13 protein-coding genes are annotated in these 15,057 nt (G+C 72.1%); 9 read left to right on the forward strand and 4 right to left on the reverse strand.

Annotated features, from left to right (window positions below):
* Positions 1-16 precede the first annotated feature (16 nt).
* The 6 genes from OG552_RS33905 to OG552_RS33930 all read left to right on the forward strand — a co-directional run bounded on the left by OG552_RS33905 (position 17) and on the right by OG552_RS33930 (position 7,385).
* A complete protein-coding gene (locus tag OG552_RS33905; protein ID WP_329139606.1) occupies positions 17-2,428 on the forward strand; it encodes a Tex family protein in 2,412 nt (803 codons plus the stop codon).
* A 59-nt stretch (positions 2,429-2,487) separates the two neighbouring features.
* Positions 2,488-4,467: a Xaa-Pro dipeptidyl-peptidase gene (locus tag OG552_RS33910; RefSeq protein ID WP_329139609.1), complete on the forward strand. Its 1,980-nt coding sequence runs from the start codon at positions 2,488-2,490 to the stop codon at positions 4,465-4,467.
* A gap of 89 nt (positions 4,468-4,556) precedes the next feature.
* On the forward strand, positions 4,557-4,739 hold the full coding sequence (locus tag OG552_RS33915; protein ID WP_329139611.1) for a hypothetical protein: 183 nt from the start codon (positions 4,557-4,559) through the stop codon (positions 4,737-4,739).
* A gap of 68 nt (positions 4,740-4,807) precedes the next feature.
* Positions 4,808-5,353, forward strand: coding sequence for an MOSC domain-containing protein (locus OG552_RS33920; protein WP_329139613.1), 546 nt, complete (start codon positions 4,808-4,810; stop codon positions 5,351-5,353).
* A 6-nt stretch (positions 5,354-5,359) separates the two neighbouring features.
* Positions 5,360-5,962 (forward strand): NADAR family protein, encoded by a 603-nt coding sequence (locus tag OG552_RS33925; protein WP_329139615.1) that lies wholly within the window; start codon positions 5,360-5,362, stop codon positions 5,960-5,962.
* Positions 5,963-6,005: 43 nt separating this feature from the next.
* Complete coding sequence (locus OG552_RS33930; RefSeq protein ID WP_329139617.1) at positions 6,006-7,385, forward strand: FAD-dependent oxidoreductase; 1,380 nt, start codon at positions 6,006-6,008, stop codon at positions 7,383-7,385.
* On the opposite strand, the gene OG552_RS33935 is transcribed toward OG552_RS33930, so the two are convergent.
* Positions 7,372-8,385, reverse strand: coding sequence for a hypothetical protein (locus OG552_RS33935; protein WP_443071105.1), 1,014 nt, complete (start codon positions 8,383-8,385; stop codon positions 7,372-7,374). The genes OG552_RS33930 and OG552_RS33935 overlap by 14 nt on opposite strands.
* A gap of 156 nt (positions 8,386-8,541) precedes the next feature.
* A complete protein-coding gene (locus OG552_RS33940) occupies positions 8,542-9,177 on the reverse strand; it encodes a class I SAM-dependent methyltransferase (RefSeq protein WP_329139621.1) in 636 nt (211 codons plus the stop codon).
* A gap of 13 nt (positions 9,178-9,190) precedes the next feature.
* Here OG552_RS33940 and OG552_RS33945 point away from each other — a divergent pair, with 13 nt between their 5' ends.
* The 3 genes from OG552_RS33945 (at position 9,191) to OG552_RS33955 (ending at position 11,619) form a co-directional block, all read left to right on the forward strand.
* Positions 9,191-9,526: a YnfA family protein gene (locus OG552_RS33945; RefSeq protein WP_329139623.1), complete on the forward strand. Its 336-nt coding sequence runs from the start codon at positions 9,191-9,193 to the stop codon at positions 9,524-9,526.
* A 163-nt stretch (positions 9,527-9,689) separates the two neighbouring features.
* Positions 9,690-10,091 carry a roadblock/LC7 domain-containing protein gene (locus tag OG552_RS33950; protein ID WP_329139625.1) on the forward strand — a complete coding sequence of 134 codons (402 nt, stop codon included), beginning with the start codon at positions 9,690-9,692 and terminating at the stop codon, positions 10,089-10,091.
* A 337-nt stretch (positions 10,092-10,428) separates the two neighbouring features.
* Positions 10,429-11,619, forward strand: a complete 1,191-nt coding sequence (locus OG552_RS33955; protein WP_329139627.1) for a DUF6397 family protein — start codon at positions 10,429-10,431, stop codon at positions 11,617-11,619.
* On the opposite strand, the gene OG552_RS33960 is transcribed toward OG552_RS33955, so the two are convergent.
* Entirely contained in the window at positions 11,506-12,372 is an 867-nt protein-coding gene (locus tag OG552_RS33960) for an acyl-CoA thioesterase (RefSeq protein WP_329139629.1), read from the reverse strand. The genes OG552_RS33955 and OG552_RS33960 overlap by 114 nt on opposite strands.
* 136 nt (positions 12,373-12,508) lie before the next feature.
* Positions 12,509-15,022, reverse strand: coding sequence for a DEAD/DEAH box helicase (locus tag OG552_RS33965; protein WP_329139631.1), 2,514 nt, complete (start codon positions 15,020-15,022; stop codon positions 12,509-12,511).
* Between the last annotated feature and the right edge of the window lie 35 nt (positions 15,023-15,057).

Consider the following 15,057-nt stretch of genomic DNA (forward strand, 5'->3'; position numbering starts at 1 on the left):
GAGCGGGTTCAGCATCGTGACGACGTCGGTAGTGCGGTCGGTGGAGGCCAGGATCGCCGAGGAGCTCGGCGTACGCGAGGGGCAGGTGCACGCGGCCGTCGACCTGCTCGACGGCGGTGCCACGGTGCCCTTCATCGCCCGCTACCGCAAGGAGGCCACCGGCACCCTCGACGACGAGCAGCTGCGCAATCTGGAGGAACGGCTGCGCTATCTGCGGGAGCTGGACGAGCGGCGGGCCGCCGTACTGGAGTCGATCGAGTCTCAGGGAAAGCTCGACGACGCGCTCAAGGCACAGATCATGGCCGCCGACTCCAAAGCGCGCCTTGAGGACATCTACCTGCCGTACAAGCCCAAGCGCCGCACCAAGGCACAGATCGCCCGCGAGGCCGGCCTGGAGCCGCTGGCCGACGCGCTGCTCGCCGACCCCGGCCTCGACCCGCAGGAGCAGGCCGCCGCGTACGTCGACGCCGGCAAGGGGGTCGCCGACCCGGCCGCCGCGCTGGACGGCGCGCGGTCCATCCTCACCGAGCGCTTCTCCGAGGACGCCGACCTGGTCGGCGAGTTGCGCACCCGGATGTGGGCCCGCGGCCGGCTGGTGGCGAAGGTACGCGACGGCAAGGAGGAGAGCGGCGCGAAGTTCTCCGACTACTTCGACTTCGCCGAGCCGTTCACCAAGCTCCCCTCCCACCGGGTGCTTGCCATGCTCCGCGGGGAGAAGGAGGAGGTCCTCGACCTCACCATGGAGCCGGAGGAGCCCACCGAGGGGCCCAGCAGCTTCGAGCGCGCCATCGCGCAGCGCTTCGGCGTCACCGACCGCGGGCGCCCCGCCGACAAGTGGCTCGCCGACACCGTCCGCTGGGCGTGGCGTACCCGCTTCCTGGTCCGGCTCGGCATCGACCTGCGGGTACGACTGCGACAGGAGGCCGAGGACGAGGCGGTACGGGTCTTCGCCGCGAACCTGCGCGACCTGCTGCTGGCCGCGCCGGCCGGCACCCGCGCCACCATGGGCCTCGACCCGGGGCTGCGCACCGGTGTGAAGGTCGCGGTGGTGGACGACACCGGCAAGGTGGTGGCCACCGACACCATCTACCCGCATGCCCCCCGCAACCGCTGGGACGACTCGCTGGCCACCCTCGCCCGGCTCGCCGCCGCCCACCGGGTGGACCTGATCGCCATCGGCAACGGCACCGCGTCCCGCGAGACCGACAAGCTCGCCGCCGACCTGATCAAGGCGCACCCCGACCTGAAACTCACCAAGGCGGTGGTCTCCGAGGCCGGCGCCTCGGTCTACTCCGCCTCCGCCTACGCCTCGGCCGAACTCCCGGGCATGGACGTCTCGCTGCGCGGCGCGGTCTCCATCGCCCGCCGTCTGCAGGACCCGCTGGCCGAACTGGTCAAGATCGACCCGCGCTCGATCGGCGTCGGCCAGTACCAGCACGACCTCTCCGAGGTGAAGCTCTCCCGCTCGCTCGACGCCGTGGTCGAGGACTGTGTGAACGGCGTCGGCGTGGACGTCAACACCGCGTCGGTGCCACTGCTGCGCCGGGTCTCCGGCATCACCGAGGGCCTGGCCGCCAACATCGTCGCCCACCGCGACGCCAACGGTCCCTTCCGCACCCGCAAGGACCTCAAGGAGGTGGCGAGGCTCGGCCCCAAGGCTTATGAGCAGTGCGCCGGCTTCCTGCGGATCCAGGGCGGCGACGACCCCCTCGACGCCTCCAGCGTGCACCCGGAGGCGTACCCGGTGGTGCGCCGGATGAGTTCGGCCGCGGGCACCGGGATCGCGGGCCTGGTCGGCAACGGCAGCGTGCTGCGTACCCTGCGCCCGCAGGACTTCGTGGACGAGACATTCGGTCTGCCGACGGTCACCGACATCCTCGCCGAGCTGGAGAAGCCCGGCCGCGACCCCCGGCCCGCCTTCAAGACCGCGACCTTCAAGGAAGGCGTGGAGGAGATGAAGGACCTGCGGCCCGGCATGCTGCTGGAGGGCGTGGTCACCAATGTGGCCGCCTTCGGCGCCTTCGTGGACGTGGGCGTCCACCAGGACGGCCTGGTGCACGTCTCGGCTCTGTCCGAGTCCTATGTGTCCGACCCGCGGGAGGTCGTCAAGCCCGGCGACATCGTGCGGGTGAAGGTGATGGACGTGGACCTGCCGCGCAAGCGGATCTCGCTGACGCTGCGGCTGAACGACGAGGTGGGCGCCGGCGGCGGCCGGCAGCGCGGTGGCGCCGGCGGTGAGCGGCCCGGCGGCACCCCGCCACGGCAGGGCGGTCGCGGCGGCCAGAGCGGTCAGGGCGGCGGCCGGAACGCCGGCCAGGGCGGCCGGCGCGGCGGCCCGGGCTCCGGCGGCTCCGGCGGCGGACAGCCCGCGCCCGGCGGCGCGATGGCGGACGCGCTGCGACGGGCGGGACTGACGGGCGGCAAGTAGCCCACGCCACCCCTGGGCCCTCTGTTGACGTGGCCCGGACAGGCGCTAGCCTCCCCGGGGTGATCTCTAAGACGCGGGCATCCCGCAATCCGTGGATCTCCTTGCTGGTGGCGGTAGTTGCCGCCCTGGCCGCTGTCCTCACCGCCCCCGGTTCCGCCGCCCACGCGGCCGGACCCGGGGGCGGCACCGTGCGGCACGGCCTCAGCCAACCCGACTACTCCTACGCCGACGCCATCCGCGAAGCCGTCTGGGTGGACACCGGGCTCGACGGCGACGGCGACGGCCGTACCGACCGGGTCGCCGTCGACATCGTCCGGCCCAGCGAGCCCGCCAAGGCGGGCCGCAAGGTCCCGGTCATCATGGACGCCAGCCCGTACTACTCCTGCTGCGGGCGCGGCAACGAGAACCAGATCAAGACCTACGACGCGGCCGGTGACATCGTCCAGGCGCCGCTCTTCTACGACAACTACTTCGTGCCCCGCGGCTACGCGACCGTCCTGGTGGACCTGGCGGGCACCGACCGCTCCGACGGCTGCGTGGACATCGGCGGTCCCTCCGACGTCCAGTCCGCCAAGGCCGTGGTGGACTGGCTGGGCGGCCGGGCCAAGGGCTGGAGCGCCCGGGCCGGCGGGCAGCGCGTCAAGGCCGACTGGACCACCGGCAATGTCGGCATGATCGGCAAGAGCTGGGACGGCACCATAGCCAACGGCGTCGCCGCCACCGGAGTGCGCGGCCTGAAGACCATCGTGCCGATCAGCTCCATCTCCTCCTGGTACGACTACTACTTCCACCAGGGAGCCCCGCTGCAGGACGGCCCGGAGTGGCTCTCCGACTACGTCGAGAGCGACAGCGCGCACGCGAACTGCGCCGCCGAGCAGCAGAAGATCATCGACGGGTCGCCGCGGACCGGTGACTGGACGCCCTTCTGGACCGCGCGCGACTACGTCAAGGACGCGGGGAAGGTGAAGGCCAGCGTCTTCGCGGTGCAGGGCATGCAGGACCTCAACGTCCGCACCAAGAACTTCGGCCAGTGGTGGCAGGCCCTGTCCGCGCAGGGCGTCGAGCGCAAGGTGTGGCTCTCCCAGACCGGTCACGTCGACCCCTTCGACTACCGCCGCGCCGCCTGGGTGCCCACCCTCCAGCGCTGGTTCGACCACTACCTGCTGGGCGTGAACAACGGCATCCAGCACGAGCCGATGGCCGACATCGAACGGTCCGTCGACCACTGGACCACCGACCCGGTGTGGCCCGCCCCCGGCACCCGCGACACCGCGCTGACCCTCGGCCCGACCGCCACCGGCGGCCTCGGCACCCTGGGCACCGGCCGGGCCGGGACAGGCACCGAGTCCTTCACCGACGACCCCGGCCTGTGGGAGGAGGACTGGGCCGCCACGGCCGACACCGCGACACCGGACAAGGCCGTCTTCACCACCGGGGTGCTCGCCAAGGACCTGCGGGTCGCGGGCGGCGGCACGGTCACGGTGACCGCCGCCTCCTCCACCACCAGCGCCCACCTCTCCGCGGTCCTGGTCGACCTCGGCCCGGAAACCATCCGCGACTACCTCGGCGGTGGTGAGGGCATCACCACCCTCGGCACCCGCTCCTGCTACGGCGAGAGCACGGCCGGCGACAGCGCCTGCTATCTGGACACCGCGGCCGACACCGAATCCGTCGACCACAACGTCTTCAGCCGTGGCTGGGCCGACCTCGGCCACTACAAGTCACTCGCCCACGGGGTGCGGCTCACCCCCGGCAAGCCGTACACCATGACCATCCAGCTGGCCGCCACCGACCACGTGGTGCCCGCCGGTCACCGGCTGGCCCTCATCGTCGCCGGAACGGACGGCGGGCTGATCCTGCCGCCCGACACCACGCCGAAGGTGAGTGTGGACCTCAAGCGTTCCGTCGTACGGCTGCCGCTGGTCGGCGGGGCGGGCGCGCTGCGCACCGTGCCGGCTGCCACGGCGCCGCACGCCCTGTCCGTACCGCGGCCGGCGGCCCCGGCGCCGTCCTTCACCGCGGCGGCCGACCTGGGCTGACGGGAACCGAGGCGGCCGGCGGCGCGTTCCACTGAGTAGGCTTACAGTGCGGGCGCGGCGCCGGCCGCCGCGGGACGGAGGCAGGGGAGATGTCAGGACGAGCGAAGCTCGCAGTCGGTGGCGTGGTGGTGGGTCTGATCCTGCTCATCTGGGTGCCGTGGTGGGTGACTTTCCTGATCATCGTCGGTGTCCCGGTGGCGGCGTACCTGACCCTCGACTCCTCGCAGCGGCGTCGGCTGCGCCGGGTGAGCCGCCGGCAAATCGGTCGCTGACCTGCCGATACCCCCGCTAGGCTGCCCAATGCGGTCAGGGCATCCGTTGTGAGGGGAAACGACGCTCCATGAGCATCGGCACAGTCGTCGCGGTGAGCCGCGACGGCGAACACCGCTTCAGCAAGATCAACCAGGGCAGCATCAGGCTGCTCACCGGCCTCGGCGTGGAGGGCGACGCGCATCTCGGCGTCACCGTCCAGCACCGGAGCCGGGTGGCGCAGGACCCCACCCAGCCCAATCTGCGCCAGGTGCACCTCATCCACGCCGAACTCTTCGACGAGCTGCGCACCGCCGGTTACGAGATCACCCCCGGCGACCTCGGCGAGAACATCACCACCCGCGGCCTGGACCTCCTCGGCCTCCCGGTGGGCACCGTGCTGCGCATCGGGCCCAAGGCGGCGGTGGAGATCACCGGACTGCGCAACCCCTGCCTCCAGATCGACCGCTTCCGCAGCGGCCTGCTCAAGCGGGTCCTCGGCCACAACGAGGCCGGCGAACTCGTCCGCAAGGCAGGGGTCATGGGCATCGTCCTGGCGGAGGGCGAGATCCGCCCCGGTGACCGGATCCACATCCGGCTCCCCGCGGCCCCGCACCGCCCGCTGGAAAGGGTCTGACCTGAGATGAGTCCCGGCAGCCCGGCGTCGAGAACCGCCGCCGACGTCCGCAGCGTGGCAGAACTGCGCGCGCACACCGCGACCGGTGCCCGCGTGAAATACCTCCCCTTCTGGGGCCACCGGCCCCAGCGCGACGGCACGATCGGCCCGGGCTGCCTCAGCCAGTGGTGGCCCGCTCCCTTCACCGTGGACGGCACCACCTACCCCACCGCCGAGCACTGGATGATGGCCGCGAAGGCCCGTCTCTTCGGCGACCGGGATGCCGAGCGGCGTGCCGTCGCCGCCGTCCACCCCAAGGCCGCCAAGGACGCGGGCCGCACCGTCCGCAGCTTCGACGAGGCGGTGTGGGTCCGCGAACGCTTCGCCCTCGTCACCGAGGGCAGCTTCCACAAGTTCGCCGCCCACCCTGACCTGCGTGCCTTTCTGCTCGGCACCGGCAGCCGCGTCCTGGTGGAGGCCAGCCCCGTCGACCGGATCTGGGGCATCGGTCTGGCCGCGGACGACGAACGTGCCACCAGCCCTTCCCAGTGGCGCGGACTGAACCTGCTGGGTTTCGCCCTGATGGAGGCGAGAAGCCGCCTGGCAGCCGCCGACGGCGAACACGCGTGACCGAAGCGCGCGCGGAGCACCGAGAGATGGGGACCGGGGAAGAATGACCGAACGCATGGTCGTGGTCGGCGGCGACGCCACCGGGATGTCCGCCGCCTCCCAGGCCCGCCGCCGCAGATCCGCCGGCGAACTCGACATCGTCGCCTTCGAACGCGGCCGCTACACCTCCTACTCCGCCTGCGGCATCCCGTACTGGATCGCCGGCGACACCACGGGCCCCGATCAGCTCACCGCCAGGACCGCCGCCGAGCACCGGGCCCGCGACATCGACGTACGCCTCGGGACCGAGGTCACCGAACTGGATCCCGCGGCCGGCCGGGTGCGTACCCGGGACGCCGACGGCCGTGAGGAGTGGACCGGTTACGACCACCTGGTGATCGCCACCGGAGCCGTGCCCGTACGACCGCCGGTCCCCGGCATCGACGCGCCCGGTGTGCACGGTGTGCAGACACTCGACGACGGAGAGGCCGTCCTGCTGGGCCTCGACCGGTCGGAGGTGCGCCGGGCCGTGGTGGTCGGGGGCGGCTACATCGGGGTCGAGATGGCCGAGGCGATGCTGCGGCACGGCCTGGACGTCACCCTCGTGGACCGCGCGGAGCAGCCGGTGAGCACTCTCGACCCGGACATGGGCCGGCTGGTCCGTGAAGCCCTGGAGGGGCTCGGCGTACGGGTCGTCTCCGGCGCCGCCGTCCGTGAGGTGCTGACCGGCGCCGACGGGCGGGTGCGGGCAGTGGTCACCGAGGCAGGCGAGTTCCCCGCGGACATCGTGGTGCTCGGCCTCGGCGTGCGCCCCGGCACCGACCTCGCCCGGGCGGCCGGTCTGCCGCTCGGCGAGCACGACGGGCTGCTCACCGACCGCTCGATGCGGGTCCGCGGCACCGAGCGGATCTGGGCCGGCGGCGACTGTGTGGAGGTGCTCAATCTGGTCTCCGGCACCCTGCAGCACATCCCGCTCGGCACCCACGCCAACAAGCACGGCCGGATCATCGGCACCAACATCGGCGGCGGCTACGCCACCTTCCCCGGGGTGGTCGGCACCGCGGTGAGCAAGGTCTGCGACGTGGAACTGGCCCGCACCGGCCTGAAGGAGTCGCAGGCACGAGCGGCGGGACTGGACTTCGTCACCGCCGTCATCGAGTCCACCAACCGGGCCGGCTACTACCCGGACACGGCCAGGATGACCGTCAAGATGCTGGCCGAACGCGGCACCGGCCGGCTGCTCGGCGTCCAGATCGTAGGGCGTGAGGGGGCGGCCAAGCGGGTCGACGTCGCCGCGGTCGCCCTCACCGCGGGCATGACGGTCGGGCAGATGGTCGACCTCGACCTCGGCTACGCGCCGCCGTTCTCCCCCGTGTGGGACCCGGTGCTGGTCGCGGCGCGGAAGGCGGCGGACACGGTGGCCGCGGACATCAGGAACTCGTGACGGTCTCGGCGCCCGCGAGCCTGCCGAGGGCTTCCAGCAGCGGTGGGAGCGAGGGTCCCCGGCCGACCGGCAGCACCTCTCCTGGCATCGCGTCCAGCAGCAGGAAGGCCATGTCGTCGGTGCGCGCGACCAGGCTCCAGCCGGGGCCGTCGGCGCGGACCGCGCCGTAGGTGGTCCGCACCCGGCCGGGTGGCGGCGGCTCCCGCAGGTAGGCCTCGGCGGCGGCCAGTGCCCGGCGGACCGGCGTCCGCGGCTCGGAGCCGGTCTCCGCGGGGGGATCAGGTGCGGGTTCGGTTTCGGCGGCCTTGGCGGGTTCGTCGTCGCCCGGTTCGTCCTTGCCGGGTCCGTCTTTTGCGGCCCGGTCCGTCGCGGCTGGGGCATCCGCGGCTCGGTCCGTCGCAGCTGGGTCCTCCGCGGCTGGGTCCTCCGCGGGTGCGGACTTCGCCGGCGCGGCCCCGGGTCCGCCCTCGGGGGCGGTCTCCCGGCCGCCGGAGGGCTCGTCGGGCTCTTCCAGGGCGGCGAACTGGTCCCGCCACTCCCGCCAGTGGATCGCGATCTCGTCGGCGCCCAGCCGCCGCTGGGCCGGCCCCCACACCGAGGTGTCCGGTGGTGTGAGCGCGGGCCGGCCTGCGGTCTCCTCGTCCGGGTCGAACGGCTCGGGTATGCCGGGCACGGCGACCGCGATCGGCAGCGGCCACCCCGGCAGGGAAGCGGCCATGCTCTCCTCGTCCGGCGAGAGGTCGTACTCCAGTCCGCAGTCCCAGGCGGCCAGCGCGCACGCCACCATGGCCGCGTCGGTCGTCGCCACCGTCCAGCGCGCGCCCGTGCCGTCCTGCCCGAACACCAGGCCGTAACCCGCGCCCAGCGGTTCGAGGCCCAGCCCGGCGCACGCGGTCGGATAGTCGTCGCCCAGCACACCGGGGAACTGTCCTGGCGTCAGCATCGCCGCGGTCAGTACGAACAGCGCGTCGTCGTTCTGCGCGATCTCGTCCGCGGCCATCCGCTCGCTCCCTCTCATTCCGGTCCGCGCACCCTAACCAGTGGGTAACCTCCGCGTCGAGGGGTCGCGGGCCGGACATCGCTCCGGGCGGGACGGTCGGGCCGCTCGGGCTGCCCGGAGCGGTGTCCGGTCCGCGACCGGCAAGCGGGGAGCGCCCTATGCCCTGACCGCCACTGCCAGATAGCGCTGGTCGGAGTCGTCGAGCAGCGCCAACTCCCAGCCGGCGCCGCCGAGCAGTCTCCCCAGCCGCGGTTGCGCGCGTACGTCGCCGGGGTCCAGCGTGTGGCCGCGGCGGGCGGCGAGGGCGACCCGGCCGAGCGGATGGAAGAGGGCAAGCCGCCCGCCGGGCCTGGTCACCCGGGCCAACTCCCGTAGTCCCGCCGCCGGGTCGGGCAGATGATTGACCAGTCCGGCGGCGAAGACAGCGTCGAAACAGCTGTCCCGGAACGGCAGTTGACGGCTGTCCGCCTCGATCAGCACGCCCGAGCCGTGCCGTCCCAGGGCCGTCGCCTCGCGCAGCATCTCCGGGGTCAGGTCGACGCCGACGACCGTGCCGGCCGGTCCGACCACCGTCCGCAGCGGCGGCAGCGCACGGGCCGTGCCGCATCCGGCGTCGAGCGCCCGGTCGCCCGGCCGCAGGCCGAGTTCGCCGACCGCGGCGGCGTAGGCCGGGGCGTCATCGGGGAAACGCTTCTCCCACCGGACGGCCTTCGGTCCGAAGAATCCTCTGACCTGTTCCCGGTTGCCGCGTCCGGGATGGTGCCCTGTCTCCATGGGGTCGCTGGTGGCCATGCACCATGGTGGCATGATCACGCTGCGTTCCGTCGCTCTCTTCGTCCTCGCCGCCATCCTGGAGATCGGTGGCGCCTGGCTCATCTGGCAAGGAGTGCGCGAGCACCGCGGGTTCGCCTGGATGGGCGCCGGAGTGGTCGCGCTCGGTCTCTACGGCTTCGTGGCCACGCTCCAGCCGGACGCCGCCTTCGGACGCATCCTGGCAGCCTACGGCGGGGTGTTCGTGGCCGGATCGCTGGTCTGGGCGGCTGTCGCGGACGGTTACCGGCCGGACCGGTTCGACGTCATCGGCGCGGTGATCTGTCTGCTCGGGGTGGGAATCATCATGTACGCGCCACGTGGAAATTGACTACGCACGAGTCGCTCTCGTTGCTTGACGTCTCCTTGGCCACTCTGTTCCCAGCCGCCTCGTAGGGGTGCGGGAGTTGATCATGGTCAACCGCAGAGAGGGGGTTGCCGTAGCGGGCAGTCCGTACCAGGCTGCGTAGCGCAGTGGAGACGGGAGGTGGGCGATGACGGTGAGCAACGGGCTCGCGTGGTTGCTGGATGACCTGACGCAGCGCGTGCCGCATGTGCAGCACGCGATGGTTCTGTCCAACGACGGGCTGGTCACGGGCACCAGTGGCGACCTCGACCGTCCGACGGCCGAACATCTGGCGGCTGTCTCGTCCGGCTTCCACAGCCTCGCCAAGGGCGCGGGGCGTCACTTCGGGACCGGTGGCGTCCGGCAGACCATGATCGAATTCGATGAGGGCTTCCTCTTCGTGACCGCGGCGGGGGACGGCAGCTGCCTGTCCGTGCTGAGCGGGATGGAGGCGGACGTCGGCCAGGTCGCCTATGAGATGACGCTGCTGGTGCACCGGGTGGGAGAGCACCTCGGGGTGCCGCCGAGGCAGCCGGGGGCGCCTTTCTGAGCCTCTGGGGCCGGTGGGTGGACGGTTCCCGGAGCGGTTCGGTGGGCGGGTGTCCTCCGCCGGAGAAGTTATCCACAGGCGCTCGGCGGCGGGCTCGGTCCTCGCGCTAGATTGGTCACTGTCAGTGATCGAGATGCGTGGGGGAGTGATGGCAGTGAAGACGGTGGGGACGGCCAGGGCGGGTGGCGCGAGTGGCGTCGGCGGTGTCGGCGGGAGGGCCCGCACGGCCGGGACGACTCGGAAAGTGGCTGCGGCGCGGGGCGTGAAGCCGGTGCGGGCGGCCAGGGAGTCGCGGGGACCAGGAGGGACGAAGCCGCCGGTCCTGCGGGCTCCGGCGGTGAAGAGGACCTCGGGGGAGCGGGCGGGGACGGCGGGTGGCGCGCCGCCGCCCGGCACCGGGCCGGACACCCGGGAGTTGCTGAGCCTCGGGCAGGCCCGGGATGAACTCGGCCTGGACTACGACGAGTTCGACGTGGCACTGCAGACCGGCGAAGTGCCCTGCGTGGTCTGCGGACCGGGCCAGTGGAAGGTGCCGGCCGACGTGGTGGCCCGGCTCCGCTCGGCGCCGGACCACCCCGCGCCGCTGCTCGCCCGGCTGCGGCTGGTGAGCAGCGACGGCGCGGCCGGACTGCTCGGGGTCGGCCGGGAGCGCTTCGTACGGCTTGCCAGAGCCGGACACCTCCGCCCGGTCCGCTGGTACGTCAATCAGTACCGGGCCGTGGTGTGGTTGTACCTCGCCCGGGAGATCCAGGAGTTCGCCGACCGGGACCCGGCGCTCCTGCACGGGCCGCTGCCCGCGGGGCTCCGAGAAGCGGTGGCGGCCGGCGAGGACGAGCGTCCCCGCGGCTGGCGGGCCCGCCGCGCCGCCCAGCTCGTGCGGGACGCCTATGACGCGTGGGAAGAGGCCGCTGTCTGGGCCGCGCTGCTCGGCCCGGAGATCGTCACCGACGCCGTGCCCGACGCCTATGAGCGCGGTCATCTGCGCAGACTGCGTGCGGAGTTGCCGCCGGGCCGGGTCGGCCGCGCCACCGCCGAGCAGATCAGGGAACTGACGGTGGCGGACGACCCGGACGAGATCGCCCGGGGCCTGCTCGCCCTGTCCGACGCCCTCGGCAGGGCGCGGGCCTTGCGTCCGGCCCCTCGCCCGGCACCGGATCCGTTCCTGTCACGGGAACCGTCCCCTCCGGCGGAACGGTCCCTCGAACCTGAACGGTTTATCCTGTCGGAGCGGCGGCGCGCACTGCCTGCGCAAGCCGGGGTGCCTGTGCCTGCCGGACTGCCTGCGCAAGCCGGGGTGCCTGTGCCTGCCGGACTGCCCGCGCAAGCGGTGCCGCCCGAGTCCGCCGGACCGCGCCGGCTCACTGCAGGGTCGGGCGGGCGGCGGGGGCTGCGGCGGCTGCTGCTCGGCCGGCGGTCAGCCGCCGATCTTCCGGAAGAGCCCTTCCTGCATCACGGACACCAGCAACCTGCCCTGGCGGTCGAAGATCTGGCCGCGGGCCAGGCCCAGGGCGCCGGTCGCGACGGGTGACTCCTGCTGGTAGAGGAACCACTCGTCGGTCCGGAAGGGCCGGTGGAACCACATGGCGTGATCCAGTGACGCCGTGTCGAAGCCGCGCGGGCCCCACAGGGGTTCGACCGGCACCCGCACCGCGTCCAGCAGCATCATGTCGCTGGCGTAGGTGAGCGCGCAGGTGTGGACGAGCGGGTCGTCGCCGAGCGGCCCCACCGCGCGCATCCACACCGCGCTGCGTGGCTCGGCGCCCTCGATCTCCTCGGGCGTCCAGCGCAGCCGCTCCACATACCGGATGTCGAACGCGACCCGGCGGCCCATCCGCTGCAGCGCCTCCGGCATTTCTCCCAGATGGGCACGGAGTTCGTCGCCGAGTTTCGGCAGATCCTCCGGGCCCGGCACCTCGGGCATCGGCAACTGGTGCTCGAAACCCGGTTCCGGCTGATGGAAGGAGGCTGTCAGATTGAAGATCGTCCGACCCTGCTGGATGGCCACCACCCGGCGGGTGGTGAAGGTCCGGCCGTCCCTGACCCGTTCGACCTGGTACACGATCGGCACCCCGGGGCGGCCCGGCCGCAGGAAGTACGCGTGCAGCGAGTGCACCGGCCGGTCCCCGTCGGTGGTGCGGCCCGCCGCGACCAGCGCCTGCCCGGCGACCTGCCCGCCGAAGACCCGCTGCAGCCGCTCGTCGGGGCTCAGACCGCGGAAGATGTCCTGCTCGATCCGTTCCAGGTCGAGCAGTTCCACCAGCCCCTCGGCCGCGTTGCTCATCGCACTGCCTCTCTCCGCCGCACTTTCCGCTCTCTCCGCACGTTCCGGCCGGTCCGTAGTCCCCGGCCCAGCCGTCCGGCCCGTCCGGTCATGGGCCGTCCTTCCGGTCACGCCGGTGTCCCCGGTCGCACCCGGGTCACAGCTCCCCGACGTCCGTGAGCCGGATCACCGCCCGGCCCTCCTCGTCGGAGGCCGCCAGGTCCACCTCGGCGGAGATCCCCCAGCCGTGGTCGCCGTTCGGGTCGGCGAAGGTCTGCCGCACCCGCCACAGGCCGTGCTGCGGCTGCTCCTCGATCTGCAGCAGCTTGGGGCCGCGGGCGTCGGGGCCGGTCCCGAGGTCGTCGTACTCGTCCCAGTAGGCGTCCATGGCCTCGGCCCAGGCGTCGGTGTCCCAGCCGGCTTCCGCGTCGAGTTCGCCGAGCTGTTCGTACTTCTCCAGTGCGGCCAGCTCCACCCGGCGGAAGAGGGCGTTGCGCACCAGCACCCGGAAAGCACGGGCGTTCGCGGTGACCGGCTTGACCTGGTCGGCGCGCTCGGCGGCCTGCTCGGCGGTCTCCACCTCGGGGTTGGCGAGCTGTTCCCACTCGTCGAGGAGGCTGGAGTCCACCTGCCGGACGAGTTCGCCGAGCCACGCCGTCAGGTCCTGGAAGTCCTCCGACTTCAGGTCGTCGGGCACGGTGTGCTCCAGCGCCTTGTACGCACCGGCCAGGTAGCGCAGCACGATGCCCTCGGTCCTGGAGAGCTCGTAGTAGGAGACGAACTCCGAGAAGGTCATGGCCCGTTCGTACATGTCCCGGACCACCGACTTGGGCGACAGCGGGTGGTCGCCGACCCACGGGTGGCTCTTGCGGTAGACCCCGTAGGCGTGCAGCAGCAGCTCTTCGAGCGGTTTGGGGTAGCTGACCTCCTGGATGCGCTCCATCCGCTCCTCGTACTCCACCCCGTCGGCCTTCATCGCCCCGATCGCGTCGCCGCGCGCCTTGTTCTGCTGGGCGGCGAGGATCTGCCGGGGGTCGTCCAGGGTGGACTCCACCACCGAGACCATGTCCAGCGCGTAGGAGGGGGAGTCGGGGTCGAGGAGTTCGAAGGAGGCCAGCGCGAAGGTGGACAGCGGCTGGTTGAGCGCGAAGTCCTGCTGGAGGTCGACGGTGAGCCGGACGATACGGCCCTCGGCGTCCGGCTTGTCGAGCCGCTCCACGACACCGCCGTCCAGCAGCGAACGGTAGATCGCGATCGCCCGTCGGATGTGCCGCAGCTGCGACCGCCGGTCCTCGTGGTTGTCCTCCAGCAGCCGGCGCATCGCCTCGAAGGCGTTGCCCGGCCGGGCGATCACCGACAGCAGCATGGTGTGCGTCACCCGGAAGCGGGAGGTCAGCGGCTCCGGATCGGCGGCGATCAGCTTCTCGAAGGTGGCTTCCGACCACCCGACGAAGCCCTCGGGCGCCTTTTTGCGCACCACCTTGCGCCGCTTCTTCGGGTCGTCGCCGGCCTTCGCCAGCGCCTTCTCGTTCTCGATGACGTGCTCGGGCGCCTGTGCCACCACGAAGCCGGCGGTGTCGAAGCCGGCCCGCCCGGCGCGGCCGGCGATCTGGTGGAACTCCCGGGCCCGCAGCACCCGAACCCGCTGGCCGTCGTACTTCGCCAGCGCGGTGAAGAGCACCGTGCGGATCGGGACGTTGACGCCGACCCCGAGGGTGTCGGTGCCGCAGATGACCTTCAGCAGTCCGGCCTGGGCCAGCTTCTCCACCAGCCGCCGGTACTTGGGCAGCATGCCGGCGTGGTGCACGCCGATGCCGTGCCGGACGTAGCGCGAGAGGTTCCGGCCGAAGGCCGTGGTGAAGCGGAAGTTGCCGATCAGCTCGGCGATGGCGTCCTTCTCCGCCCGGGTGCACATGTTGATGCTCATCAGCGCCTGCGCCCGCTCCACGGCCGCGGCCTGCGTGAAGTGCACGATGTAGACCGGGGACTGACGGGTCTCCAGCAGTTCGGTGATCGTCTCGGTCATCGGTGTGGTGCGGTACTCGTAGCTGAGCGGCACCGGCCGGGTCGCCGAGCGCACCACCGCGGTCGGCCGCCCGGTACGCCGGGTCAGGTCCTCCTCGAACCGGGAGACGTCACCGAGCGTCGCCGACATCAGCAGGAATTGCGCCTGCGGCAGTTCCAGCAGCGGAATCTGCCACGCCCAGCCGCGGTCCGGCTCCGCGTAGAAATGGAACTCGTCCATCACCACCTGGCCGACGTCCGCGTCCTTGCCGTCCCGCAGCGCGATGGACGCCAGCACCTCGGCGGTGCAGCAGATCACCGGGGCGTCGGGGTTGACCGAGGCGTCGCCGGTCAGCATCCCCACGTTCTCGGTGCCGAAGAGTTTGCACAGGTCGAAGAACTTCTCCGAGACCAGTGCCTTGATCGGCGCGGTGTAGAAAGTCACCTCGTCACGGGCCAGCGCGGCGAAGTGCGCACCCGCCGCGACCAGGCTCTTTCCGGAGCCGGTGGGGGTGGAGAGGATCACGTTCGCACCGGAGACCACCTCGATGAGCGCCTCCTCCTGGGCGGGGTAGAGGGAGATGCCCTGCCCCTCGGCCCACGTCGAGAAAGCCTCGAAGAGAGCGTCGGGGTCGGCGTCGGGAGGGAGCTGATCGATAAGTGTCACCCCACCATCTTGCCCGTCCCGGGGGCCCAGGGCGC

The organism is Streptomyces sp. NBC_01476 (assembly GCF_036227265.1).
Classification (GTDB): domain Bacteria; phylum Actinomycetota; class Actinomycetes; order Streptomycetales; family Streptomycetaceae; genus Actinacidiphila.

Coding starts and splice junctions, on each gene's coding strand:
- OG552_RS33930 (WP_329139617.1), top strand. CDS start 6,006: ATGACCGAACGCATGGTCGTGGTCGGCGGCGACGCCACCGGGATGTCC.
- OG552_RS33960 (WP_329139629.1), bottom strand. CDS start 12,372: ATGAGCAACGCGGCCGAGGGGCTGGTGGAACTGCTCGACCTGGAACGG.
- OG552_RS33940 (WP_329139621.1), bottom strand. CDS start 9,177: ATGGCCACCAGCGACCCCATGGAGACAGGGCACCATCCCGGACGCGGC.
- OG552_RS33925 (WP_329139615.1), top strand. CDS start 5,360: ATGAGTCCCGGCAGCCCGGCGTCGAGAACCGCCGCCGACGTCCGCAGC.
- OG552_RS33945 (WP_329139623.1), top strand. CDS start 9,191: ATGATCACGCTGCGTTCCGTCGCTCTCTTCGTCCTCGCCGCCATCCTG.
- OG552_RS33935 (WP_443071105.1), bottom strand. CDS start 8,385: ATGGCCGCGGACGAGATCGCGCAGAACGACGACGCGCTGTTCGTACTG.
- OG552_RS33950 (WP_329139625.1), top strand. CDS start 9,690: ATGACGGTGAGCAACGGGCTCGCGTGGTTGCTGGATGACCTGACGCAG.
- OG552_RS33915 (WP_329139611.1), top strand. CDS start 4,557: ATGTCAGGACGAGCGAAGCTCGCAGTCGGTGGCGTGGTGGTGGGTCTG.
- OG552_RS33920 (WP_329139613.1), top strand. CDS start 4,808: ATGAGCATCGGCACAGTCGTCGCGGTGAGCCGCGACGGCGAACACCGC.